At 42.9% G+C, this 25,347-nt stretch carries 19 protein-coding genes; 7 read left to right on the top strand and 12 right to left on the bottom strand.

Going from position 1 to position 25,347, the window contains the following annotated elements:
- Nucleotides 1–9: 9 nt before the first annotated feature.
- The 3 genes from JMX93_RS05490 to JMX93_RS05480 all read right to left on the bottom strand — a co-directional run bounded on the left by JMX93_RS05490 (nucleotide 10) and on the right by JMX93_RS05480 (nucleotide 4,403).
- Entirely contained in the window at nucleotides 10–1,476 is a 1,467-nt protein-coding gene (locus JMX93_RS05490) for a protein adenylyltransferase SelO (RefSeq protein WP_499204102.1), read from the bottom strand.
- Between the two features lie 579 nt (nucleotides 1,477–2,055).
- Nucleotides 2,056–3,231, bottom strand: coding sequence for an acyl-CoA desaturase (locus tag JMX93_RS05485; RefSeq protein WP_404816238.1), 1,176 nt, complete (start codon nucleotides 3,229–3,231; stop codon nucleotides 2,056–2,058).
- Between the two features lie 443 nt (nucleotides 3,232–3,674).
- Nucleotides 3,675–4,403 carry a glycerophosphodiester phosphodiesterase gene (locus JMX93_RS05480; protein ID WP_499204101.1) on the bottom strand — a complete coding sequence of 243 codons (729 nt, stop codon included), beginning with the start codon at nucleotides 4,401–4,403 and terminating at the stop codon, nucleotides 3,675–3,677.
- 413 nt (nucleotides 4,404–4,816) lie between these two features.
- On the opposite strand from JMX93_RS05480, the gene JMX93_RS05475 reads away from it, so the two are divergent.
- Nucleotides 4,817–5,752 carry a hypothetical protein gene (locus tag JMX93_RS05475; protein ID WP_499204100.1) on the top strand — a complete coding sequence of 312 codons (936 nt, stop codon included), beginning with the start codon at nucleotides 4,817–4,819 and terminating at the stop codon, nucleotides 5,750–5,752.
- Between the two features lie 167 nt (nucleotides 5,753–5,919).
- Here JMX93_RS05475 and JMX93_RS05470 read toward each other — a convergent pair whose 3' ends face one another.
- Nucleotides 5,920–6,516: a cob(I)yrinic acid a,c-diamide adenosyltransferase gene (locus tag JMX93_RS05470; RefSeq protein ID WP_499204099.1), complete on the bottom strand. Its 597-nt coding sequence runs from the start codon at nucleotides 6,514–6,516 to the stop codon at nucleotides 5,920–5,922.
- Between the two features lie 230 nt (nucleotides 6,517–6,746).
- Between JMX93_RS05470 and cysS the strand changes: the two genes are divergently transcribed.
- The 5 genes from cysS to pdxH all read left to right on the top strand — a co-directional run bounded on the left by cysS (nucleotide 6,747) and on the right by pdxH (nucleotide 14,576).
- Nucleotides 6,747–8,207 carry a cysteine--tRNA ligase gene (cysS, locus tag JMX93_RS05465; protein WP_499204098.1) on the top strand — a complete coding sequence of 487 codons (1,461 nt, stop codon included), beginning with the start codon at nucleotides 6,747–6,749 and terminating at the stop codon, nucleotides 8,205–8,207.
- Between the two features lie 216 nt (nucleotides 8,208–8,423).
- Nucleotides 8,424–10,415 carry a mechanosensitive ion channel family protein gene (locus JMX93_RS05460; protein ID WP_499204097.1) on the top strand — a complete coding sequence of 664 codons (1,992 nt, stop codon included), beginning with the start codon at nucleotides 8,424–8,426 and terminating at the stop codon, nucleotides 10,413–10,415.
- 400 nt (nucleotides 10,416–10,815) lie between these two features.
- Nucleotides 10,816–12,288, top strand: a complete 1,473-nt coding sequence (gene guaB, locus JMX93_RS05455) for an IMP dehydrogenase (protein WP_499204096.1) — start codon at nucleotides 10,816–10,818, stop codon at nucleotides 12,286–12,288.
- Nucleotides 12,289–12,502: 214 nt separating this feature from the next.
- Nucleotides 12,503–13,885: a phosphoglucosamine mutase gene (gene glmM / locus JMX93_RS05450; protein WP_499204285.1), complete on the top strand. Its 1,383-nt coding sequence runs from the start codon at nucleotides 12,503–12,505 to the stop codon at nucleotides 13,883–13,885.
- Nucleotides 13,886–13,931: 46 nt separating this feature from the next.
- Entirely contained in the window at nucleotides 13,932–14,576 is a 645-nt protein-coding gene (pdxH, locus tag JMX93_RS05445) for a pyridoxamine 5'-phosphate oxidase (protein WP_499204284.1), read from the top strand.
- Nucleotides 14,577–14,726: 150 nt separating this feature from the next.
- Here the strand turns inward: pdxH and JMX93_RS05440 are convergent, their stop codons facing one another.
- From JMX93_RS05440 to JMX93_RS05410, 7 genes are all read right to left on the bottom strand, one after another.
- Nucleotides 14,727–16,016, bottom strand: a complete 1,290-nt coding sequence (locus JMX93_RS05440; protein ID WP_499204095.1) for an HlyD family secretion protein — start codon at nucleotides 16,014–16,016, stop codon at nucleotides 14,727–14,729.
- Nucleotides 16,017–16,123: 107 nt separating this feature from the next.
- Nucleotides 16,124–17,740, bottom strand: coding sequence for an MFS transporter (locus JMX93_RS05435; RefSeq protein ID WP_443511276.1), 1,617 nt, complete (start codon nucleotides 17,738–17,740; stop codon nucleotides 16,124–16,126).
- Between the two features lie 498 nt (nucleotides 17,741–18,238).
- Nucleotides 18,239–18,868: a glutathione S-transferase family protein gene (locus JMX93_RS05430; protein ID WP_443214525.1), complete on the bottom strand. Its 630-nt coding sequence runs from the start codon at nucleotides 18,866–18,868 to the stop codon at nucleotides 18,239–18,241.
- Between the two features lie 47 nt (nucleotides 18,869–18,915).
- A complete protein-coding gene (locus JMX93_RS05425) occupies nucleotides 18,916–19,593 on the bottom strand; it encodes a type 1 glutamine amidotransferase domain-containing protein (RefSeq protein ID WP_193013158.1) in 678 nt (225 codons plus the stop codon).
- 236 nt (nucleotides 19,594–19,829) lie between these two features.
- The gene (gene curA, locus JMX93_RS05420; protein WP_499204094.1) at nucleotides 19,830–20,879 is read right to left on the bottom strand and encodes an NADPH-dependent curcumin/dihydrocurcumin reductase; all 1,050 of its coding nucleotides are present in this window, start codon (nucleotides 20,877–20,879) and stop codon (nucleotides 19,830–19,832) included.
- Between the two features lie 158 nt (nucleotides 20,880–21,037).
- Nucleotides 21,038–22,249, bottom strand: a complete 1,212-nt coding sequence (locus tag JMX93_RS05415; protein WP_499204093.1) for an iron-containing alcohol dehydrogenase — start codon at nucleotides 22,247–22,249, stop codon at nucleotides 21,038–21,040.
- A 317-nt stretch (nucleotides 22,250–22,566) separates the two neighbouring features.
- The gene (locus JMX93_RS05410; protein ID WP_499204092.1) at nucleotides 22,567–23,169 is read right to left on the bottom strand and encodes a TetR/AcrR family transcriptional regulator; all 603 of its coding nucleotides are present in this window, start codon (nucleotides 23,167–23,169) and stop codon (nucleotides 22,567–22,569) included.
- Nucleotides 23,170–23,507: 338 nt separating this feature from the next.
- Here JMX93_RS05410 and JMX93_RS05405 point away from each other — a divergent pair, with 338 nt between their 5' ends.
- A complete protein-coding gene (locus JMX93_RS05405; protein WP_499204091.1) occupies nucleotides 23,508–24,992 on the top strand; it encodes an aldehyde dehydrogenase family protein in 1,485 nt (494 codons plus the stop codon).
- A gap of 80 nt (nucleotides 24,993–25,072) precedes the next feature.
- Here JMX93_RS05405 and JMX93_RS05400 read toward each other — a convergent pair whose 3' ends face one another.
- Nucleotides 25,073–25,303 (bottom strand): hypothetical protein, encoded by a 231-nt coding sequence (locus JMX93_RS05400; protein ID WP_193013153.1) that lies wholly within the window; start codon nucleotides 25,301–25,303, stop codon nucleotides 25,073–25,075.
- Nucleotides 25,304–25,347 lie beyond the last annotated feature (44 nt).

Below are 25,347 nucleotides of genomic sequence, written 5' to 3'. Positions count from 1 at the left end.
AATATTTTATTAAGACGAGCAACTAATCGGCATTTGCGGCGCATGTGGGGTAGGCGGCATTGTATCGAGATGGGTAGCGATTGCTTGTACCTGATAAGGGTCAGCCAGTAAATCGAACACTCGACTCACTTCTTCGAACTGTCCTTGTTCTGCTGCAGTAATGGCACGCTGCGCCATACTATTACGCAGTACATAAACAGGATTGTTGGCTGTCATATCGTTGATAACTTGCTCAAGTGGCAGCTGCTGTATTTGAGCCACATAACGAGTCGACCAATCTTGCCAGACTTGTTGGGCATCATCGCTAAGCTCATTCGTCATGGTTGACAATAGCTGCTCTTCATAATGGTGTTCACTCGGCGCGACCAAACCGAGTAGCGCACGAAAGCTATTGGTATAGTCCAACAAGTTGTCTTCTAGTAAGGTTAACCAGTCAAAGGCTAAGGTTAAGCTTTCTCTTTGATGGGGCAACCCAAGCTTACGACAAAGCCCTTGCTGATAGTGCTGCATAAATGTGGCTTCATAAGGCGCTAGACAGTCTGCTAACGCCTCACGTGTTACACCATCTAAACGCATAAAATGTGGCAGCCAAGCATTGAGATTCCAATGACCGATAGCAGGTTGATTCTGGTAAGCATAGCGACCAGTATGATCAGAGTGGTTGTTGATCCAAGCGGGATTGAATCGCTCCATAAAACCGAAAGGACCAAAGTCTAAGGTGCTACCAGTGATGGAGAGGTTATCGGTATTCATCACGCCGTGAGCAAAGCCAATCAGTTGCCAGTCAGCGATCATCCGCGCGGTTCGTTCAACCACTGTGGTTAAAAATGTCAGTATGGGAGCGTCGCTATCACGGCACTCTGGATAATAAGTGTCGATCATATAATCGGTGAACTCAGCGAGCAAGTCAGGGGCAAAGCTGGCAATCCACTCGATATGACCCAAGCGAATGTGACTATCTGCCACCCGCATTAATGCCGCGCCTACCTCCATACGCTCACGTCGCACTCTGGTATCGGAGACAACAAATCCCAAAGCATTAGAAGAAGGAATGCCTAATTGTGTAAGCGCATGACCACATAAATACTCGCGAATGGTGCTGCGCAACACAGCGCGACCATCACCCATTCGCGAGTAAGGTGTCAGACCGATACCTTTAAGGTGCAAGTCTTGCAATTGATTATTGTTATCGAGTACTTGCGCCATGAGTAAGCCGCGCCCGTCACCCAGTTGTCCGGCCCATTGTCCAAACTGGTGACCAGCATAAACCATGGCCAATGGCTTAAAGTCCGCTGGCACGTATTGACCACCAAGTATCTCAACCCAGTTTGTCATCAGCTCTTCATCATCTGTCCAGCCTAACTGCTGCGCAACTTGGGTGTTGAAGTGTCCAGCACGTGGATTTTCCAGTGGCGTAGGCGGTTGCTCATGATAAAGGCGCGTGTCGAGGTTGACATAGGTATTTTGATAACGCATACAGGCCGTTTCCATTCAAATATAAAAGTGAGAATCTCACTATAACATAGCTCTCATATAGCATCGTTGCACTCTGTCCATCTCTTGTAATAGCATAACCAAAAACCATGAGTAAGTTTGAATGCATTTAGGGTCTGTTGAACATTCAAATATTAGGGCTGCTGATCGCTAAAATCGCACCAAACTAGGCGTAAATCGACGATAATGTCGAGACATTAGCTAGGTTTGCAACAACGTTTAGAGTGGTTTTAGCATCAGCCTTTCAGAGCAGGACTATTTTTTGCCAATATATGGCGAAATTGTCTAACCTAGAATGACTAGGCGTCAAAAATTTCACTGCGTATTGTCTAAAAAATAGCCTCTGCCAGTACCATATTTGAATGTTCAACAGACCCTAGCCTATCAAAGATATTGCTTCCACTTATCCTCTTTGTTTTTTACTTTTATAAAGTAATATTCGACACGTCATATAAACGATGAGCAAAAAAATCCCTCTATCTGTAGCAGATAGAGGGAAGGAGAAACTTTACAATCATCGTTCATCACAAAGGTAATAAAATACAGCCAAGTAAGCAGCTATTATGCAGCCTTTTTACTTATTCCAATAGAGCGAAACGCTGTCTTCAAGTTGCTGTTATGCTCAAGGATTTTTTGTTCGATCTTAGCATAGTCATGCTTTAACTTGTCATCAACTTCATGCAGTCGATCGGCATACTCTGTTTTTTTCAGCTCAATGGTTTTGGCTTTTAGCGCTTGCCATTCTTCAACAGTCTGCATAAAGGCATCATATTCAAACTTAATACGATCTTGGAAGCTTTTCATTGCATGAGGAAGATCAAGACCGCTCACAGATGCTGTATCAATCTGCTGTTGTGCTTTTTTAAACTGCATTTGCACTTCTGCATGTTTGATAGTCGTGTCATCAACCGTACGTAGCTCACTGGTTAAGCCAAGCTTTGATAGGCCAACAATCAACCATTTGGTTGGGTCATATTGCCACCATTTTACGCCATTACGATAATCGTATTGGAAGAAGTGATGGTAGTTATGATAACCCTCACCCCACGTAAATATGGCTAAGAAGAAGTTATCACGGGCACTATTGGTGTCAGTATAAGGACGCGTGCCAAACATATGACATAACGAGTTAATAAAGAAGGTAAAGTGATGCGTCAGTACCAAACGTAGTAGACCTGCTAAGACTAACGTACCCCAAACATCACCAACTAACCAGCCAACAGCGGCAACCATAGCAACGTTAGTTGCCAATACCCATAGACCATAATATTTATGCTGAATCTGTAGCACTTTATCTTTGGTCAAGTCAGGAATATTTTTATAGTCAAAGCGACCGCTAGGATAACTACGTAGCATCCAACCAATATGACTAAAGAAAAATCCGCGCTGTGCTGAATAAGGGTCTTCCATGCGATCATCAACATGACGGTGATGCGTACGGTGGCCTGATACCCAGTCAAAGGCTGAGCCTTGAACAGCTAGGGTTGAGCCTAGTAATAGAAAGTTTTTTACCAAAGGATGCGCTTTATAAGCACGATGCGACAGTAGGCGGTGATAGCCTGCAGTAATACTAATACCTGTCCATACCATAAAAGCACCGAATACGCCCCAGACCGGTGCACTAACCTGATGAGTTAGCAAGTACCACGGCGTAATGACAGCAGCAGCAATAGGCGTTGCAATCAAAAAAATTGCTGGAACCAAGTTAATTGGTGACTTTTGAAACTCAAGTTCCAGAGGGTCAATGCCTTCATAATTGATCACTGCATTCGCATCTTCATTGCCGCTAGTAGTAGAGAACTTGTCAGCCGCGTCATCAGTTTTGCTTTTGCTAGTATCGAGCCACGTCTTGATGCGTAACGCTTGAGTGCCAGCATACTGTATAAGCGTATCACCAGACTTAACAGCAAAACGCAAGCCTTTAAGTGGTAAGCCTATTACTTTCTTAGCAATCATATAGTATTCCTAATGATATAAATTTCAGCCTCTATATTACCGTAAAAACAGAGTAAAGTGAACAGTTATACACTAGAAAAATATTGCTAAATAACAATAACTTGTATTGATTATGGAATGTGTTGACGAAAATAACGAATGACTTATCAGGCATTGAGGAGAAGTGTAAGTAACGCCGTAGATATGTAGATGATTTTAAATAAATCAAATCAAAGCTGTGCTTATCAATTTAGCAGTAAATGACTCGGGTAATCGGTGATAATCACATCAACTTGCCATACGATCAGCTGTTTAATCGTATCAATATCATTGACCGTCCATGCACTAACTGGCAGGCCATAGCGGTGGCTATGTTCAATGACCGCTCGACTGATAAGAGGGTAGTGGATACCCAGCTGAACACAGTCAAGTTGCAAGGCAGTATTGGGTGCCTGTTTCAATAGTTTGGGCTCACGAATAAGTAGCCCACGTGGTATATGCTTTAATAAAGTACTGCGCTGCACGCGAGCATGCAGCTCGACATCAAAGCTGGTTAATACTATGGGTAGTTTGGCAAGTGGGCTATCGATGAGATTGCGTGTCAATGCTTTTACCAATTTAGTGTAATCAGTACGGTCATGCGTTTTAATCTCCAGTTCAATATCAGTAAAGCCATTTAGCAACGGCGTGACCTGCTCTAACGTCATAATCTGATGACCAAACTGCGAATGGCGTTGAATCTCAGCAAGGTTCAACTGATCAACACGTGCTTGCTGACCACACATGCGTTGCAGCGTGTCATCATGAAACACAATTAAATGACCATCCGCACTCAGTTGTACATCAAACTCAACCCCTACTAAGCCCTTTATATTTAAGTGTTGAGCGTGCTCAAAACCTGAAAAAGTATTTTCTAATGCTTCGCCACGCGCACCACGATGACCGAGTAGCAAGGTGTTTTTAAGATCTATCATAACCGGTAACCATCACCTATTTTGGGCAATATAATTTTTGAGCAATATCATTGGAATATTATATAGTCTGTTACAAATAGCATCTAACGCTATTACTTACCAACGCGTATTTGCCAAAGTACCTATCAAAATTTTTGAGCTACTAGAATTTTGTATCATCATCTCAATATTCATTATATTAAATATATATTTGTAGTTTTTTTGCAACCAAAGCTGGATTTTGTACATAATGCTGGACGTTATTTGTATATCCGTCAGCTACATGGATGACCATCCCATTCAAACACCGTATAATAATGTGGTTTTCAAATCTATCTCAATGCCTGTTTCGGTTAGATTTGAGTTTTATAATTTAAATGTTAAATACTGTCCGTTAGCGATGGTACGAATCAGTGAATTGGAGCAAAAGAAATATGAGCGTAGCAAATAAAAACGTGAGCAAGTGGTATAAAGTGGCTGGTATTGGCCTGGTATGTGGTTTAGCGCTTGCTGGTTGTGATCGCTCAGAAAAAGACGATGATATTGAAACGGCAGAAGTGACTGAGCAAGAAGCGCCGGTTAGTGAAAACGCGGCAGCCATGGCCGTAAGCTGTGATGATCCTATGGTACAAGATCGCCTGAAATCTGCGTTAAAAAATACGCTCAATCAACAAGCACAAACGCTGGCCGCCAACTACGCAAATGATGCAGAGATCAGCCTCGCTAGTGGCGCCATCACTAATAAAACCAACGGTATTGTGATTGATGTACAAAATGCAGCGGTCTTACAAGCAGCCAATGACAATGGTATGACGACTTGTCAGGCAAGCGTGAGCATGACGCTGCCAAGTGAAGATTTATATCAAGCCAGTCAAGTACAAGCAGCTAATAATCTGCCGAGCCTACAATCACGCTTAGCGCAAAATAATATTCGTATCAATAATAATATGTTGGTTGATGATGCCTTTACCTATGTCGTTGGCACCCAAGGCGGTCAGGTACGCACACGTATTGCTGGACAACCAGCATTGATTACCGTGGTCGCTGATGTGATGGCAGGTTCTGTATTCAAATCAGCGATGGATGCGCAGCGCGCCCAACTTAACGCTGAGCGCCGTGCAGCCCAAAACGATGACAGCCAGTCAGAACCCGTTCGTCAGCCTAGAACTGTCACGCCAGTTGAGCCAATTCGTCCTACTCAGCCTGCAACGCCACCGACTATTAACAATCCAAGCAGTAGTAATACGGATAGCAGCACGTCAGCCACTCCTGAGACTAAAACTCCAGCCACACCAGCTGCACCAAAGTCAGTACCTAAAGATGAAAGCATCGATATGGTCATTATTGAAGATGACAGCGCTACTTACTAATTAGAAGGTTTACACTGTTGTCGAATAATATTGTCTTTACTGAATAATATAGCTAAATCAGTAAAAAGCCCGCAACGTTAAGGTTGCGGGCTTTTTTCATTTTATTCTAGGATCTGATTCTAGGGTTTTATTTTAGCGTTTTAGTCAATTGAAGTAGTCAAGTGTAATTATTTGCCATCATCGAACTTTTGTAATACCTGACTGTCCCACAGTACTTCAGAGACTTTATTGGGATCTGTACAAAAGCGAGCAGCGACAAACAACCAATCCGATAAGCGATTGATAAAGCTCACGGCCGTACTGCGAATCGCTTGTGGTCGCTCGTTTTGTAATAGCACTGCTTGGCGCTCAGCACGGCGACAGACCGTACGTGCAATATGCAGTTGACTGACCAATATCGAACCTGTGGGCAAAATAAAATCTTTTAACGGCAGCAAGGTAGTATTCATCGCATCAATTTGCTGTTCTAACCATGTAATGTGAGTGGCATTGACGCCTTCATATTCTGGCATAGCCAGCTCACCGCCGATGTTAAATAGTAAATGCTGAATGATGACTAAAGCTTGAGAAAACTCTTTCTCAATAGACTGCCCTTTATTATGCTGTAATTGAGCACGTACCAGACCGATGTGTGAGTTAAGCTCGTCGATATCACCCATGACACTAAATAAGTTGTCTGCTTTGCTGACGCGGCTGCCATCAGCCATGCCAGTGCTACCATCATCTCCAGTACGCGTATATATTTTGCTTAAACGATTGCCCATATCTAAATCCTTAACAGTTTTTTATGATTGAATGATGTTAGTTGCGGGCTCATTGTAGTATTTTATGGCTGTTTTCGCTAAGATAATGGGTTAAGTTTTATATTGCTGCTATTTTTGCCGCTGCTTTTACATTCATAACAACCGTAATCAGTGCTGTTTAATACCCAAGCATTGATTATATTTTTGTTTTTATTTTATCTATTTCATTTATATTAAAAGGCTTTTTAACCATGACCACACCACTTGCCGATGCGATGTCTCAGCTTGCTATTTATGACTCACTGACTGGCGGAAAACGTCAGTTTGTACCACTCAAATCAGGGCAAGTAGGCATGTATGTGTGTGGTATGACCGTCTATGACTATTGTCATATCGGTCATGCTCGAATGATGATTGGGTTTGATATGGTTGTACGTTGGCTCACGCAATTGGGTTATGACGTCAATTATGTTCGTAACATCACCGATATCGATGACAAAATCATCGCGCGCGCCGCCGAGAATGGCGAAGAGATTGGTGCATTAACTCAGCGTTTTATTGAAGCCATGCACGAAGATTTCGCAGCACTTGGCTGCTTGGCACCTGATGCTGAGCCGAGAGCGACTGACCATATTGATGACATGCAACATATGATTGAGACATTGGTTACAGGTGACTATGCTTACGCAGGCGACAATGGTGATGTCTACTATGCCGTCGATAACTTTGCAGATTATGGCAAATTGTCTAAGCGTAACCTCGATGAGATGCAGGCAGGCTCACGTGTCGATGTCGAAAATGACAAGCGTAATCCGTTTGACTTTGTGCTGTGGAAAGCCGCGAAACCTGATGAGCCGCAATGGGCATCACCATGGGGACAAGGGCGTCCAGGTTGGCATATTGAATGTTCAGCGATGTCGACCAAGTGCTTAGGTAATACCTTTGATATTCATGGCGGTGGTCATGACTTGCAATTTCCGCATCACGAAAACGAGATAGCGCAGTCTGAAGCCGCGACTGGCTGTGAATATGCGCGCAACTGGATGCATGTTGGATTTATTAATGTTGATGGCGAAAAAATGTCCAAGTCATTAGCTAACTTTTCAACCATTCGCGATGTGATAGCAAAATACCTACCTGAAACAGTGCGTTTTTTCCTATTATCAAGTCATTATCGTAGCCAAGTAAACTTCTCTGATAGTGCATTGGATGAAGCACATAATAGCCTAAGCAGATTGTATAATGCGTTAAAATTGGCTGAACAACAAAAAGGGCAGATGCTCATAGTCAGTGATACGCTAATAAATGACGCTTATAGCAGCAGCGCTGGGCAAGACTTTATCAAAGCTATGAACGATGATTTTAATAGTTCAACAGCGATTAGCGTATTGTTTGGGCTGGCGCGCGATATTAATAAAGCCATTAAAGTTGAAGACGTAGACACCGCGTGGCAATTGGCAGAGCAGCTCAAAGCATTGGCACAGGTGCTCAATATTTTACAACAGCCAGTTCAGCAGTTTTTGCAAGCAGTGATTGGTGACAAGGCGGATGATGGTTTAACCGATGCGACTATCGATGGTTTAATCATTGAGCGTGCGGATGCCAAAACTAATAAAAACTTTGCGCGTGCTGATGAGATACGTGAGCAGTTGAAAGAAGCTGGCATTGAGCTTGAAGACAGCCGTGCTGGTACGACATGGCGCCGTGCTTAAAAAATGACTGACTGAAAAACGTATTAACTGACAGCGATTTATATCATTTTTTCTCAAATGTTCAAATGCGATTGATAGAATAAATTAACGCCTTACAATTATCGTAATGAATCAAGTCAGCTTTGCGCTGGCTTTTTTTTGTATATTGAATTAAGTTAAAATTTATTCAGTGCATTGTTTACCCATCATTTCTCGCAAACCAGTGATTTATCAAATATGAATACTTTTAAAAATAGCCCTATTGATTGTCACAGAACGGTCACGAGTTCTGACTACGATCATGACTTAAATAAAGAGCCACGTCATATTTTCCACCACACTTGGCAATTACTGCTTGGATGTATGGTTATAGCCATGATGGCTATTGGTATGCCCGTCAATGCTGCGAGTAATAACGATGAGATAACTACGAGTGAGCAAGCGACATCTCAGCCCTCTCACAAACCCGACGATCTGGCTGAGTATGCCGCTCAGAAAATCAATACGCTTAAAGATGAGAGTCTCAGCATCTCTGGAGTGGCAGAAGAGATTTTTGATCCCACTGAGCGCAGCGCAGTAGAGCAGGCTGGAACGCTACAGGGTGATTCAGCACTGACAGGAGAGTTTAATGAAAGCTACTATTTGCTAGATAAGCTCAATGTAGGCTTGCCACCATTGTCTGAGCCACCAAACCTAACCACGCCACTGGCGACTTTAGAGTTTTTTCAGTCAGCAGTCATGAAGCAACAATATGACTTGGCCGCTTATGCACTTAACATGAATTTAATCGATCAGACCATTCAGCGTAACCATGCGCTTGAGCTATCAAAGCAGCTGGATTTTTTGTTATCGGAAAAAGAGCTTTATGTTTTTGATGATCTACCAGATCGCCCAGATGGTTTAATCGAGCCGCCACTTGGTAATACTAGTAGTATTATGGGTATACCTAGACGTTCGATTCAGCTAGGCTATATCGACTACCGTGAGCGCCGTGTTCCTATCTATTTGCAACGAGTACGAGTTGGTGATGCTGCGCCTATTTGGGTGTTTTCTGCACAGACAGTGGGTAATATTGACAATCTCTATGAGCAATATCATCCAGCGGAATTTGAGCGTTATTTACCTGCGTGGCTGAAGCTTAAAATTTTCAGTATCGCACTATGGGAGTTTTTAGCATTAGCGCTATTTTTCTTATTGACTATGGGAGTCGGGTGGTTACTTAGTAAGGGTGCTGAAAAAATTATCAGCCGTTATATCGATGATGAGAAATACATCAATTATGTCGGTAGTAGCAATGGTGTGGCAGATTTGGTCAATAAGCTGACCGTGCCGTTGACTTTTACCATCAGTTTTTCGCTCGTCTTTACTTTGGTGTCAGGCGGCTTTCCTTATTTAGATGCGGTTGCGTCATCAACTCGTCCGCTTATCTGGATTGGGCTAGTATTTAGTACTTTGTGGCTTGGCATCCGCGTTATTAACTTTTTTGCTAATCGCTATCAAGACATGCAGATTGAAAACCTAGGAGAGGAGCATTTTGATAAAGTGCGCCGTCGTCGCACTTATGTATCGATATTTCGCCGCGTCTTCATATTTGTCATGGTATTGGGCAGTATTTGGATAGGTCTGAGTGAGTTTGCCAATATGGAAGGCCTTGGCAAAACTTTACTGACGTCGGCTGGAATTGCTGGCGTGGTCATTGGTATTGCCGCTCAGCCAATATTGGGTAACATCATTGCTGGCGTACAGGTGGCAGTGACCCAGCCGGTACGGATTGGCGACAGTGTGATAATGGATGGCAACTTTAGTACTGTTGAAGACCTGCGTTACACTTATGCAGTACTAAAAACATGGGATGAACGTCGATTAATCGTGCCGATGCGTGAATTGATCATTGAAATGGTAGAGAACTGGTCACATACAGAAGTACATCAGACCTGTCCTGTATTTTTATATATTGATTATGGCGCAGATATTGATGCCATTCGCCAGCAGTTTATATCGGTGACTAAAGAGAACAAGCTTTGGGACAACAAAACTGAGCCTGAAATGTTTGTCGTTGAGGTGACTGCAAACACCATTCACCTGCGCGGCGCTGTTTCAGCGGTAGGTCCCATAGAAGCATGGACGCTAGCCTGTGAGATACGTGAGCAGATGCTGAGTTATTTATATAGCGAACAAAAAGCTTATCTGCCCGCTGAGCGTTTGATATTGAGGGGTAAAAACGAGTAAGTAGCGAGTGATTGTACTTTCTGTGTTTTTGAACAACTGGGCGCCAAAGGCGTCGATATCGATAGACAGGTGCTAGTAAAATAAGCTGACAAATATAGCATGCGATTTGTCAGCTTATTTGTTATAATATGGCGTTATTTTTAAGGGATAAATGAGCGATTAAGAGTAGGAGCGCGCTATATTTATGCAAACTTACCTAGCCTCAATCAATTGCAGTTTTCGAGTGTCGCTGTTTGTTTAATGATAAACAACGACTGGCTCGTTGCTTATTATCTAAAACGCTATGATTCAAGGTCTTTAATTTCAAGACTTTAGCTTCATAAAGTCATATCGGTGATTTTGGTTGATTGTCTTAATGCGAAAATCCCACCCATCAAAATAACCACCACTAGGGGTCTGTATGTTGCGAATTGTCGATGAAGCCTTAACCTTTGATGACGTTTTATTGTTGCCAGCTTATTCTGAAGTCTTGCCAAAAACTGCCGATCTGTCTACCCGTTTGACCAAAAACATCACACTGAATCTACCGCTAATTTCTGCGGCGATGGATACCGTGACTGAATCTGAAATGGCCATCACGATGGCACAGCTAGGCGGCATGGGTATCTTGCACAAGAGCATGGATATCGCCAAGCAAGCCACACAAGTACGCCGTGTCAAAAAGTTTGAAGCGGGTACAGTAGTCGATCCTATCACCGTGCATCCAGAGATGACGATTGGTGATCTGCTACAGCTAACCCAAGATAACAATATCTCAGGTGTACCTGTGGTAGAAAAGGGCACTGATAATGTTGTGGGTATTGTGACTCACAGAGATTGGCGCTTTGAAACCAACTTGTCTTTGCCAGTCAGCAAAATCATGACGCCAAAAGATCAGTTGGTTACGGTGCATGAAGGTGAGAGCAACGAAAATATCAAACGTCTGCTACATGAGCATCGTATTGAAAAAGTCATCGTTATCGATGATCATTTCCGTTTACGTGGCTTAATTACGGTCAATGATTTTGCCAAAGCCGAAAACAATCCAAATGCGTGTAAAGACGAGAAAGGTCGTCTGCGTGTCGGTGCAGCGGTTGGTACTGGTGCAGATACCCAAGCGCGCGTTGAAGCATTAATCGCTGCTGACGTCGATGTTATCGTGGTCGATACGGCACACGGTCACTCAAAAGGTGTGATTGATAAAGTATCCTGGATTAAGAAAAACTACCCACACGTGCAAGTCATCGGTGGCAACATCGCAACTGGTGATGCCGCACTTGCACTACGTGATGCAGGCGCTGATGCGGTAAAAGTCGGTATTGGTCCTGGATCTATCTGTACCACACGTATCATCGCAGGTATCGGTGTACCGCAAATCTCAGCCATTGATAACGTCGCTAGTGCATTAAAAGACAGTATTCCGCTTATCGCTGATGGCGGCATTCGCTATTCAGGTGATATGGCAAAAGCCATTGCCGCTGGTGCATCGTGCATTATGGTAGGCTCATTGATGGCTGGTACTGAAGAAGCGCCAGGTGAGGTTGAGCTGTTCCAAGGTCGTTACTACAAAGCTTACCGCGGTATGGGTAGCCTTGGTGCAATGTCAGGCTCAAATGGCTCATCAGACCGTTATTTCCAAGATGCCAAAGATGGCGTAGAAAAATTAGTACCAGAAGGTATCGAAGGCCGTGTTCCTTATAAAGGTCCAGTCGCTGGTATCGTTAATCAGTTGGTTGGCGGCTTGCGCTCTTCAATGGGCTATACAGGATCTGCGACCATCGAAGACATGCGTACCAATCCGCAATTCATCAAGGTGACATCGGCGGGTATGAAAGAGTCACATGTCCATGATGTGCAAATCACTAAAGAAGCACCGAACTATCGTGTGAATTAAAAGATGTTTTATAATCCTGCATTACGTCAAAGATAGCTGTTTTGCAGTGCTGTAGTGACCTTAAGATACAAACAGCCAACAATGCCTTGTTATTGTTGGCTGTTTTTTTTGTAAAATACACAAACAGATTATTAGAACAACTACTTAGACTGTTTATACGTTATTGTTTGCGTATGAGTCTGGCCTTTCACCTTTAGATTTGGGAGCATACATGATGAGCTACTTTGGTACCGATGGTATTCGCGGAAAATTTGGTGAGTCACCGATTACACCGGATTTTATTTTAAAATTGGGTTATGTGACGGGACGTGTACTGATAGAGAATAATGACAATCCTGCGCGCAAGCCAAGTGTGGTCATCGGTAAAGATACTCGTTTGTCAGGTTATGTGATTGAAGGTGCATTACAAGCGGGGTTTAATGCCGCTGGTGTTGATGTGCATATGCTTGGACCATTACCCACACCAGCGATTGCGCACTTGACCCGTAGTTTCAATGCAGATGCTGGGGTGGTCATTTCAGCATCGCACAATCCCTACTATGATAACGGTATCAAACTGTTTTCAGGTGATGGCAAAAAACTGACTGATGAGATGCAAAACTCTATTAATAACAAGCTAAAAGCCATTATGAGTGCCTCTATGAGTGCCTCTGAGGCGGACAATAACGTGATCATGCCTATTGTTGATCCAGCACAATTGGGTAAAAACAATCGAATCAATGATGCCAAAGGTCGCTATATTGAATTTTGTAAAGGCAGTTTTCCTTATCAATATGACTTGAGTCATCTAACAGTCGTCGTGGATTGTGCTAATGGTGCAGGCTATAGCGTGGCACCAAGAGTGATGCGTGAGCTGGGTGCCAATGTGATTGCTATTAACAATACGCCTGATGGCATCAATATCAATGCCGACTGCGGTTCTACCCATCCTGAAAGTCTGCAAAAAGCCGTCATCGAGCACGAAGCAGATGTGGGTATTGCGCTAGATGGTGATGGTGATCGTATCGTCATGGTCGATGAGGCAGGTAAGTTGGTCGATGGTGATGGTATCTTATACGTACTGGCAACCCAAGGTCAGAATAAAGCTAAGGGTGTGGTTGGTACGCTGATGAGTAATATGGGCTTAGAGCTGGCACTCAAAGCAGCAGATATTAAATTTACTCGTGCAAAAGTCGGTGATCGCTATGTAATGCATGAGCTTGAAGCCAATGGCTGGATACTAGGTGGCGAACCATCGGGTCATATTTTATGTTTAGATAAGAGTCGTACGGGCGATGCTATTATCGCTGGTTTGCAAGTACTGGCGGTGATGCAAGCACGCGGTAAAGCGCTCAGTGATCTGACCGAAGGGTTTGAAAAATTGCCACAAAAACTGGTCAATGTGCGTTTGAGTCAAATGCAAGATCCTTTTGAACACCAAGAGCTGGTCGCTGCTTTTGACAAAGCAAAGGCAACTTTAGAGGGTCGCGGTCGTCTTCTCATTCGCCAGTCAGGTACAGAACCTATGATACGAGTAATGGTTGAGTCAGATGATGAAATCGAATGTGATGTGTTGGCAAACGATTTGGCTAATCAAATCAAAGCGGTATTGGGCTGATCGTGTTAATTGTAAAACAACAAATAAATAAGGAATGACCATGAGCATGGATTTTACCGATCAACGTTTGTCATATGAAAAAGGGGCGCTTGATCAACAATCTGTCCCAGACTCTCCATTTGAGCTGTTAAAAGAGTGGATGAATGAAGCAATAGCGCAAAAGGTCCAAGAGCCTTATGCCATGAGTCTTGCGACGTGCGGTTCTGATAATAAACCAAGTGTACGTATCGTTCTCATGCGTGAGATTACCGAGAATGGTGTGGTTTTTTACACCAATTATGAAAGTGCTAAAGGTCAAGATATTGCTGAAAACCCGAATGCTGAGGCACTGTTTTTTTGGCACGAATTGGAGCGCCAAGTACGTATTAGTGGCAGTATTGCTAAAATCGATGCTCATAAGTCAGCTGCTTACTTTCAAAAGCGTCCTCACGACAGTCAGGTGGGTGCGTGGGTCAGCCAACCTCAAAGTGGCGAAGTTGCTAATCGTGAGGTGATGCAAGCCAAGTTTGATGAGCTACAAAACCAATATCCAGAAGATAGCCAAGTGCCAACACCAGAGTTTTGGGGTGGTTACGAGATTACCATTCATGAGATTGAGTTTTGGCAAGGTCGTGCCAATCGCATGCATGACCGTATTGTCTATACTAAAGACAATAGCGAAAGCTGGATTACCAAACGCCTGCTACCTTAACCCAAGCGCGCTATTCATATTTGCATATAAGTAGAAAAGCCAGTCTAGGCGTCATAGCGATTATGACATCTGGACTGGCTTTTTATTTTACGCCTTCACTGGAGAGGTTTTAGCGAATAGCAGTGCCTATTCGTGAATGTTCAATACACTCTAATTCGTTTTAGTATCGACATCGACTGAAACGGACATACCGGGGCGCAACTGAGCAAGATCAGGTTGACCTTGTTCTAAGTCTATCCGTACCGGAATACGTTGAGCGATTTTAATATAATTGCCAGTCGCAGGGTTTGATGCGCCTGCGCTAAATTCACTGCCAGTCGCTGGTGAAATATTACTGACATGACCACGAAATTTAACGCCGCTCAGCGCATCGACATGAATAGTCGCAGGCTCACCGACAGTCATATTTGCCACTTGGGTTTCTTTAAAGTTGGCGATAATCCACACGCCTTTTGGAACCACATACATGAGCTGTGTGCCCGCGCTGACATATTGCCCAGCTTTGACGCTGACTTGACTCAGTTGTCCTGATTCAGGGGCAGTAATAATCGTATTGTCTAAATTAATCTTTGCTTGCTTAGCAACTGCTTCTGCATTTTTAATATTGGCATCGAGTGATGAGCGGCTACCACTGGTTTTTTTGCTAGCCTCAAGGGCGACTTGTAAATTGGCTTCTGCTTGCTGAACGCCAGCTTGTGCTTGAGCGAGCTGAGCTTGGGCATGAGCAACTTCTGCTTTCGACACAGCACCAATGGCATCAAGTCCTTGATAGCGCTTGACGTCTTCGCGTGCACTATCAACGCTAACTTTGGCACTATATAAGTCCGCTTTACGTGCTTCGATTTGCGCCTGACTGGTGCCCGTATCTTGCACATTGCTTGAGCGGTCGGTCATAGCAACTTCGATATTGGCTTGTGCTTGTTCGAGCTGCTGCTGAAAGGCACGATCGTCTATCTTAACCAACAAATCACCCGCTTGTACATTTTCAAAATCTTGCACTGCTACTTCTGTGACATAGCCAGAAACTTGCGGGCTGATAATCGTTGTTTGACCTTTTACAAAGGCATTATTAGTCTGCTGAACCGTAGGCGTAAAGGGCGGTAGCTTCCACGCATAAAGAATCAAAAGTACGCCAATAATAATTAGAGCAATCAATAAGCCTAGGTTAAAGTAAGATTTCTTTTTAGGCGACCAACCTGTAGCGTCAGGAATAGGCTCTTTTGGCGGCATTGGAGTTTCATCAGCATCAGCAACTGACGTCACTACCGACTCCTCTTTCTTCGGTACAGTCACAGTATCATCATTTGTCGATTCCTTTAGAGTCCTCTCTATTGTGGTCGCATCGGATGGTATCTGATTGTTTTCAGCAGTGTTTTGGGTGGCAGCTTGAGCGGTGTCTTGATTGTGGTCATCAAGATCATTCAATTTGTCTTCGCTCATGATGCGCTCCTAATGAATTTAATAAACATAGTAGATAACTTTTAAAAATATAGTAATTAGCATAAGAAAAAAAGGTAATAGCAGAAAATTCGTATGATTATCATCTGCTATTTTTTACTCATCATTTCTGCCAATGCGGCAAGTTCTTTACCAAGTGGATTGCGTTTATGATAAAGATAATAAAGATAAACCATCAATAAATATAGCGCAGTGATGGTGGCGCTCACGGCCATCAAAAAGAACAAATCATCATAAGCTGCGACCGTTGCTTGGCGTTGCACACCCTGCAGCATTTGGGTCATCGTAGCAGGATTACTGGCATCCATTGAGCTGACCATATCAGCATAATGTATCTGGGTACGAATGGTGGTAAATGCCTGAATACCTGCGGCACCTGCCAAACCACCCACGGTTTGTGAAATACCAAAAATCACCGAAAAGCTAATAATATAGGCAGGCCCGTTAGCAATGGCACGAAACATACCTTCAAATACCATTGGTCCCATAAAGTAAACGGCGGCAAAAGCAATCATAAACTGACTGAAATAAAACATATAAGGGGCAGAATTTAGTGACACACCTGTATCTATCCATGCACCAATCGCAATCAGTGTAACTGCAAAAATAACGGGTCGGCGTAGATCCGTCGCCTTGGTTGTAAAAATGCTAATCACCAATGCTAGTATGCTAGCCACCAAAATGACGGCATAAAAAACAATCAGCTGGTCATTACCGTAACCAAGGTTTGCTAGTAAGCCTGCGGCACCAACACTTTGCTCAGACAGCAAAATACGCATGACGGCACCGGTAATCATAAAGGCAATAATGTTACGGCTACGCATCCAGCGCACTTGTAACATAGGGTTTTTGCGGTGCGTCTCAATCCATAAAGCAATCGAAATAGTCACGACGGCAATGATTAATGGATAGCTAAGCCAAGGCGTCGTCCACCATTGAATCCTACCTTGTACTAAAAATACCGATAGGGCAGCCAGACCACTGGCAAAAAAGCCAAAACTCACCAAATCAAGTTTTTCAAAGACTTTTTCTGTATTGCCCGGTGGTAGCTCAAGAATGTTAATAAGCCCAAAGCAAATCAGCGATAATCCCACTTGGAATAAAAACAAACCTTCAAGCTGACCATCAACTGCTAGATAAGGCGAGATAATCCGTGACAGTGGAATGCCAAACTGCACCAAGCCAAACCCCAATATCAGTCCGCTGATACGCCGAGCAGTTGGCATGCCTTGTAGACAATAAAAAATAGACAATACCGTCATCGCACTAGCCACTACACCACTAAAGCCACGGGCGAGTAGTTCTAAATAATAAGGCTCAATGTTAACTCCAGTCATCGTACTGAGTAGATTACTACTGACCAACCACTGCATACTGGTGGCTGCCAACAAAAAGAAAAGAGTGATTTTGCTAAATAGCGACATACCAAATTGCTGACGAATTTTGTACAGTAGTACCGTGACGCAAGCATTGGTCATATTGTAAGCGACTGATATCCAGCCACCTTCTACTGGCGTTAAGCCCATCTCACCTTGAATTTGGGTAAGATTGGCGACCAATAAACCATTCTGAAAGCTGGCAGTCAAGCCAATAAAAATACCAATCAGCAAATAAAATACTTTACGGCGTACAGGATGATCAGGGGTGGCAGGCGAGCCCAACATGAATGGTCGTTCATGGGGCTTAAACTGGTATTCAGTACTCATGGATGGATAATCTGCGTAGAAGGATAGAATGGCATAGAGCATTTCTTAGACAAGCATCGCGCTCGTTTGATTGGTATGAAACTCAAGGAGTCCCAAGTCATTTAATAGGCTGACAGAGCCAAAAAAGTATTCTAAACTCTGTTCGGGATATTTTATCATGGTTTTTGTTGAACATTTATTACGCTTGACTAACTGATTAAAATTTAAGTTAAAAGATATGAAGACCATTGTCTTTTGTGTATAGATAGCATGTTTGACTGTCTCACACTCTCGGTTTGCACTACATTAAAAACTGCTCACCTAATTTAAGAATGTCATGACGTTGAACGGTGCTTTTTGCCTGTTATCTGAGCTAGCATGTATGAATCCTCCGCTCGCTAAAAAAGTCAGTTAAATTTTCAAAAGTTCCTACTCACGCCACCTTTGAACATAAAAAACAGCTCTATAAAGAGCTGTTTTTGTTTATCAGAAAATAGGTTTATCAGTTAATGTATTACGTTAAATTGATTCGTCATATTTTGCTTCTAACTGCATAGCGCGCTGATAGCTATCAAGACTGGCCAACTGTTCGGCATACTGTTTGATATGTGGATAAGCATCGAGTTTTTGACGCTTAGCAAGAATGATCAAATCAAATGACAACATGAAGTCAGCGCCGCTTAGCTTATCACCCACAATAAACGACTTACCTTCAACCGATGCATCCAGATACTCAAACAATCTGGTTTTTTCTGTATCGATATAGCCATTCAAAAAATCATTGTCATCAATGCCTGCTTTTTTGGTAAATAGCTCAAGCATTAATGGCAACATCAGCGAGCTTTCTGCAAAGTCAATCCACTGCAGATAATACCCATAATCCGAGCTATCTGTAGCAGGGCGCAGACGCTCTGGTGCAAATCGCTCAATCAATAATTCAGTGATCGCACCCGACTCAGCATAAAGTTGACCATCCATCTCGATAACCGGAGATTTACCGAGTGGATGTATCGCCTTTAAACTGTCTGGTGCCAAATGAGTGTCAGCATCGCGTTGATGACTAATGATCTCATAAGGCACGCCCAGCTCTTCTAAGAGCCATAAAATACGTAATGAGCGAGACTGATTGAGATGATGTAAGCGAATCATGATAGTGGCCTTTTTGCATGGACGGTTATATTAACGTTCAACCGATATTAAGCTTTTAGCTTAGTGATTAAGCGTTTGGCAGCTTCTTCTGAAGACGCTGGGTTTTGACCTGTGATTAATAAACCATCTTCAACAACAAATGACTCCCAATCAGCGGCTTTTTCATAGTTAGCACCATTGGCCTTTAGGGCGTCTTCTACTAAGAATGGCACGACATCTGTTAGACCAACGGCGTCTTCTTCTGAATTGGTGAAGCCAGTCACTGTTTTGCCTTTTACTAAATACTCACCATCAATTTTGACGTTTTTAAGAGCGGCTGGAGAATGGCAAACAAAGGCGACAGGTTTGTCTTGTTTGACAAAAGTCTCAATCAAATTGATCGAATTTTTATCAACTGCCAAGTCCCATAGTGGACCGTGACCGCCCGGATAAAAGACTGAATCAAAGTCTTCGGCTTTCATATCAGCGAGTTTTTTAGTATTGGCAAGCTGCTTTTGAGCATCGCTATCTTCTTTAAAACGCTTGGTATCTTTGGTTTGGGTGTCTTCAGTGTCGCTGCTAGGATCAAGCGGCGGCTGGCCACCAGCAGGAGAGGCTAGTGTTACGTTGACGCCTGCATCGATAAAAGCATAGTACGGCGCGGCAAATTCTTCTAGCCAAAAGCCCGTTTTTTTGCCAGTATCGCCCAATTTATCATGTGAGGTTAGTACCATTAAAATATTCATAATTATCCTTATTTATTGTTTATATGTGAGTAAAGCAAATCATTAACAGCCACATTTTTATTGATAGGGGATTCATTCAAATGGCGAGCCAGATGACCAAAACGTTATCAGTATAAGTGGTGACCGTTAATATTATTCCTGCTTCAGACGTAACTTTCAGTAGTGATCTTAGCAAGTTGTGTTGTTAAGTGGTTATTAACAATAGTTATTACCTATCGTCAATTATTTAACATGAGTTACTGAACGTCAGATACTTTAACCACTGTTTTACCAAAGTTATCGCCATTTAGCATGCGAACAAAGGCGTTTGGCGCATCGTCTAAGCCTTCAGCGATATATTCTTTGGTTTTAACATCGCCTGATTCGACCCATTTGCTCATGGTTTTTAAGAATTCTGGGAAGTGGTCGCCATATTCTTCAAAAATGATAAACCCTTTAACGGTTAGACGACGGCTTAGAATATTGCCCATCAATACGCCCAAACGATCTTTACCATCAGGCAGCTCAGTGGCGTTGTATTGCGCAACCAGACCACAGACTGGGATACGTGCATGAGCATTCAATAATGGCATGACCGCATCAAATACTTTGCCACCGACGTTCTCGTAATAGATATCGATACCATCTGGACACGCCGCTTTTAATTGCTCGGCAAAGTCATCGGCTTTATGGTCAATACAGACATCAAAGCCGAGCTCATTGACAGCAAAGTCACATTTTTCTTTACCACCAGCCACACCAACAGTACGTACGCCATACTGCTTGCCAACTTGACCTACCGTTGCACCAACGGGACCCGTTGCGGCAGCGACGACCAAGGTTTCACCTTTTTGCGGCTTACCGATGTCGGTCAAACCCATGTAACCGGTAAAGCCTGGCATACCTAGTACGCCCAAACCATAAGAAGGGTTCGGCATGTTCTTGTCAAGTTTTAAGACACCTTCGCCATCACTGACGCTATAGTCTTGCCAGCCTGAGTTTGAAACAACCAAGTCGCCCACAGCAAATTTGTCAATATTGGACTCTACAACTTGGGCCACGGTTGCACCCATGATGACATCACCAACGTCTAGCGGATCAGCATAGCTCTTTGCATCGCTCATACGTCCACGCATGTATGGATCTAATGATAGGTAAACGGTACGCAGCAGCATTTCATTGTTATTTGGCGATGGGATATCGCTGGTTGCCATATCAAAGTTTTCGGCTTTTGGCTCACCTATTGGACGGCTTGCCAATTTGATTTGACGGTTTGTTTTTTGGTTTTGTTGCTTATCAAAGCTCATTATTAGATTCCTTTTCTATTTATTAAATTTAAGATTCTATGGGTCTTAATATTTTACTGGTTCTGAGGTTTTGATTGTGAATGAAGTAGCTACTCAGTGCTGAGTAACTACTATAAATAGCATAACTATATGTGTTTCTTATTACGGTGGTGTTTTTATTAAGCAGCTTTGCTACTAATGGCACGTTGCAGAATACGGCGTGACACTTCTAAATCATTCTTGCCGTGCTCGCCCAACTTAACCATGTTGTGTGCTTCTAGTTGTTTGATGATTGGATCAATCGCTGATTCAGTCAAATTGGCATCTTCTAGGCTAACTGGCAAGCCAAGCTCGCGGAAGAAGTTTTCAGTGTAAACAATGGCAGTTTCAATGATGGCATCGTCATCTAGGTCAGTATCGGTAATGTTCCATACGTTACGTGCATACTGAAGCAATTTTTCTTTTTTACTTTCTTTTAGCTCACGCATCACTGATGGCAATAAGATAGTTAATGTACGTGCATGATCGATCGCGTGTAGCGATGTCAGCTCATGACCGACCATATGGGTTGTCCAATCCTGCGGTACACCAGTACCGATCAGACCGTTCAATGCCATTGTCGCCGTCCACATAATATTTTTACGTGTTTCTAGGTTTTCTGGATCTTGTTTAACTATTCGACCTTCATCGATAAGGATTTTGAGCAAGCTTTCAGCAAAAGCGTCTTGGACTTTAGCATTGACTGGATAAGTCAGATACTGTTCCATCACATGGACGAATGCATCAGCCACACCGTTCATTACCTGACGTTCAGGTAATGTAAGCGTTTTGACTGGGTCTAGAATTGAGAATTTAGGGAAGGCAAGTGGGTTACCAAATGGTAGTTTTGCTTGGCGTTCGCTGTAGTTGATGACGCCGCCTGAGTTCATCTCAGAACCAGTCGCTGGAATAGTCAATACCGCACCTAGGTCAATAGCAGAGTCGATGTTTTTGCAATAACCCGTTAATGCATCCCAAGCTTGATCACGTGAGACAGTACCATCTTCTTCAGTCAATGAAGATACTAGTGCAACAAATTTACTGCCGTCAATTACTGAGCCACCGCCGACTGCTAATAAGAAGTCAATGTTGTGCTCATTCACCATATCTGCTGCTTTTAATAGCGTGGTGAATTCTGGGTTGGCTTCGATACCACCAAATTCAAATATCGTACGGTTACCGTTCGCTGCTAAAGCGTCTTTTACTTCGTCCAATGTACCGGTACGCTGTGCTGAACCACCACCATAAGTAATAAGTACGCGTGCATCGGTAGGCACTAGATCTGATAATTGTTCGATTTGGCCTTCACCAAAAACGATGCGTACTGGATTGTAATATTGAAAGTTATTCATAAAATTCCTAATGTTGATAAAAATGGTTCCGTCAAATATTTTGACGTTAAACAATGAATGGTAAGCAATACTTATTGGTGCATTTACTCTGAAGCTTGATGCGCATTGTACACCAATTAGACCAGTCGTCTAGTAGTGTTTACAAAACTCTCGTATAACTGTTTGAGTCAAATGCAAATGTATTCGAAGGAGTGATTCAGGAAACAGAGAGCAATAAGGCATATTGAATACTCAAGCACAATACTGACAGCTAGTACCTATGAGCGTTATGAATGTTCATCATGCCTTGATGCTTACGTTAAAAGTATGGTTTGTTATCAACGTCCCATCTGAGTCGTCGTCATGTGCCAAATTTCTGCTAGAGGCGTATTTGTTTGACTAATCTTAGCCATTAGGCTGGCACCAAGCCAAGCGAAATACCAACGTTTGGCCATACTCTCAGCTGATATATTATCGTGACGGGGTACAGACCCATCTGTCCAGCCCGCCTTAATCTGCTCAGCGAGCCACATGGTCGTTTGCTGATAGCCCGCATCAAGTGCTTTACGCATGGTTTCTGACATATCGGCCACCTCTGCGCTGAGCTTAACAACCAAGCATTTCTCGTGGTCACAGCCATTTTGTTGGGTGTCATACCAATTTTGAAAATAATCATATAGCTTTTTCTGGGCACTGACATCTTGTGCGTCGATGATATCTAGACGGGCTTTATACAAGCTAAAATAATGATTAATGATCGCTTCACCAAAAGCTTCTTTAGAAGCGAAGTAATGATAAAAAGAGCCTTTAGGCACGCCAGCTGTGTCTAAGATTTGTTTTAGGCCGACAGCGGTAAAGCCTTTTTTGGCTATTAATTGGTAACCAGTGGCAAGTAAGTGAGCTTTGGTATCTGGTGTAGTAGTGTCTGTTATATTAGACATAGGTAGGATTTTCTCCTCTAGTGGCGGTATATATAAGATAGTCAGCGTTCATTTGAACGTCATGTTGATGGCGTATTGTAATAGGATATATTTATATGTGTTACGTTTTATCAACACTATTCACTGACAAAGTAGTCTTGTTTTATTAGTAGCTATGGTAGCATTAGACCAGTCGTCTATCAAGGTAGGTTTTGTTCTTATCAGTTACCATAAAGTTTTCATTTCAATTTATGATCTAACCGTGACTATGAATTTCCTACCTATAAGACAGCTTCAACTATTTTATTTAAAGTACTGAAAATAAATTTTTATATAACAAAGCAAAAATAAGGATAATTATGTCAACCAATGATAATAGTAGCCGTGCCTACAATGATTTTCATTTGCAATTCATCGGCGGTGAATGGCAAAAAGGTAAAGATGATAGCATTAATACCAACACTAATCCCTATAATGGCGATACGCTTGTAGAGATTCAGCAAGCGACTAAAGATCAGCTAAATGAAGCATACGATGCTGCTAGCCAAGCTCAAGCCGAATGGGCGAAAACGACCCCAGCTGAGCGTGCAGCTGTTATGTATAAGGTAGTCAATATCTTAGATCAGCGCCAAGATGAAATCGTCGACTGGTTGATTAAAGAGTCAGGCAGTACGCGGATCAAAGCGATGGTTGAGTTTAGTGCGACACGTGCGATTACACTTGAGGCAGCAACGTTCCCTAACCGTGTACATGGTGAGATCCGCCCATCAAACACCCCTGGTAAAGAAAACTTTATTTATCGCGAGCCAATCGGGGTGGTAGCAGTCATTAGCCCATGGAACTTTCCGCTGCATTTGACCCAGCGTTCTATCGCACCAGCATTAGCACTTGGTAATGCTGTCGTGCTCAAGCCTGCTAGCGATACGCCAGTAACTGGTGGTCTGTTACTTGCAAAAGTGTTTGAAGAAGCGGGTCTGCCAAAAGGTCTGTTAAACGTAGTAGTCGGCTCAGGTAGCGAGATAGGCGATGCAATCGTTGAGCATAAAGCGCCAAGCTTAGTGTCATTCACAGGTTCGACCTCAGTGGGTAAACATATCGGTGAGCTTGCCAATGGCGGTGAGTACATCAAGCAAGTAGCACTCGAGCTGGGTGGTAATAGTCCATTTGTGGTATTAAAAGATGCTGACATTGAGCAAGCGGTGAAAGCTGCTGCCTTTGGTAAATTCTTGCATCAAGGTCAAATCTGTATCGCCATCAACAGAGTGATTGTTGAAGACGAGATTTATGATGACTTCGTTGAGCGTTTCTTAGCACATGTCAAAACATTGAATGTAGGCGATCCTAATAAGCAAGACACTGCTGTTGGTCCAATTATCAATGAAAAACAAGTCAAATCGCTCAAAGAAAAAATCACTAAAGCGCAGGAAGAAGGCGCAAAAATGATACTAAGTGGCGAAATTAAAGGCCAAGTAGTACCGCCGCACATCTTTACTGAAGTGACTCGCGAAATGAATCTATCACGTAATGAAGTGTTTGGACCATTGGTCGGTATTATTCGTGCTAAAGATGAAGACGATGCATTATCGATAGCCAATGATTCTATGTATGGTTTGTCTAGCGCCGTATTTACTGCTGATATGCAGAAAGGTCTACGTTTCGCTCGCGGTATCAGAGCAGGTATGACCCATATCAATGACATTTCAGTCAACGATGAAAGCAATACGCCATTCGGTGGTGAGAAAAACTCAGGTATTGGTCGCTTTAATGGCGAGTGGGTGCTTGAAGAGTTCACCAGAACGCATTGGATTTCAATGCAAAACGAACCACGTGAGTATCCATTTTAATAGCATCAGACTAGAATGAAGAATAATAAAAAAGACCGCTTTTATAGCGGTCTTTTTTTATGGGAACGTTGAAAGTGTGATTATTTAAGGTGAAAGCCTAGCAAGCCTTGTATCTCCTCGACGGTCATATGTCTAACGAGTGCTTGGTCATCTACCGACAAGCGATTGGTGTGCTCTTTTATCATAGTGTGGATACTACGAGCGACCTCATAAGTGCTGGCATAATACATTTGCGGATCTTCTTTAGTGAGTTTCATCAAAAACTTATCGATGATTTTGCGCTTTTCAAGGGCAGCGTGTTCTTTAGTCATGACATTCTCCTAGTTATAACCATCTAAGCAGTCAGCTCAGTCAT

Origin of the sequence: Psychrobacter muriicola 2pS (assembly GCF_904846535.1) — a bacterium.
GTDB classification, from domain to species: Bacteria; Pseudomonadota; Gammaproteobacteria; order Pseudomonadales; family Moraxellaceae; genus Psychrobacter; species Psychrobacter aquimaris.
The sequence above is the reverse complement of the archived record's forward strand: the minus strand, read 5'-3'. Positions and strand labels throughout refer to the sequence as shown.

Bases quoted from the DNA above. Each gene is read 5' to 3' on its own strand.
- JMX93_RS05480 (WP_499204101.1), bottom strand. From the start codon at position 4,403: ATGATAGATCTTAAAAACACCTTGCTACTCGGTCATCGTGGTGCGCGT.
- cysS (WP_499204098.1), top strand. From the start codon at position 6,747: ATGACCACACCACTTGCCGATGCGATGTCTCAGCTTGCTATTTATGAC.
- JMX93_RS05435 (WP_443511276.1), bottom strand. From the start codon at position 17,740: ATGAGTACTGAATACCAGTTTAAGCCCCATGAACGACCATTCATGTTG.
- JMX93_RS05415 (WP_499204093.1), bottom strand. From the start codon at position 22,249: ATGAATAACTTTCAATATTACAATCCAGTACGCATCGTTTTTGGTGAA.
- pdxH (WP_499204284.1), top strand. From the start codon at position 13,932: ATGGATTTTACCGATCAACGTTTGTCATATGAAAAAGGGGCGCTTGAT.
- JMX93_RS05425 (WP_193013158.1), bottom strand. From the start codon at position 19,593: ATGAATATTTTAATGGTACTAACCTCACATGATAAATTGGGCGATACT.
- JMX93_RS05430 (WP_443214525.1), bottom strand. From the start codon at position 18,868: ATGATTCGCTTACATCATCTCAATCAGTCTCGCTCATTACGTATTTTA.
- JMX93_RS05405 (WP_499204091.1), top strand. From the start codon at position 23,508: ATGTCAACCAATGATAATAGTAGCCGTGCCTACAATGATTTTCATTTG.
- JMX93_RS05400 (WP_193013153.1), bottom strand. From the start codon at position 25,303: ATGACTAAAGAACACGCTGCCCTTGAAAAGCGCAAAATCATCGATAAG.
- glmM (WP_499204285.1), top strand. From the start codon at position 12,503: ATGAGCTACTTTGGTACCGATGGTATTCGCGGAAAATTTGGTGAGTCA.
- guaB (WP_499204096.1), top strand. From the start codon at position 10,816: ATGTTGCGAATTGTCGATGAAGCCTTAACCTTTGATGACGTTTTATTG.
- curA (WP_499204094.1), bottom strand. From the start codon at position 20,879: ATGAGCTTTGATAAGCAACAAAACCAAAAAACAAACCGTCAAATCAAA.
- JMX93_RS05440 (WP_499204095.1), bottom strand. From the start codon at position 16,016: ATGAGCGAAGACAAATTGAATGATCTTGATGACCACAATCAAGACACC.
- JMX93_RS05470 (WP_499204099.1), bottom strand. From the start codon at position 6,516: ATGGGCAATCGTTTAAGCAAAATATATACGCGTACTGGAGATGATGGT.
- JMX93_RS05410 (WP_499204092.1), bottom strand. From the start codon at position 23,169: ATGTCTAATATAACAGACACTACTACACCAGATACCAAAGCTCACTTA.
- JMX93_RS05460 (WP_499204097.1), top strand. From the start codon at position 8,424: ATGAATACTTTTAAAAATAGCCCTATTGATTGTCACAGAACGGTCACG.
- JMX93_RS05490 (WP_499204102.1), bottom strand. From the start codon at position 1,476: ATGCGTTATCAAAATACCTATGTCAACCTCGACACGCGCCTTTATCAT.
- JMX93_RS05475 (WP_499204100.1), top strand. From the start codon at position 4,817: ATGAGCGTAGCAAATAAAAACGTGAGCAAGTGGTATAAAGTGGCTGGT.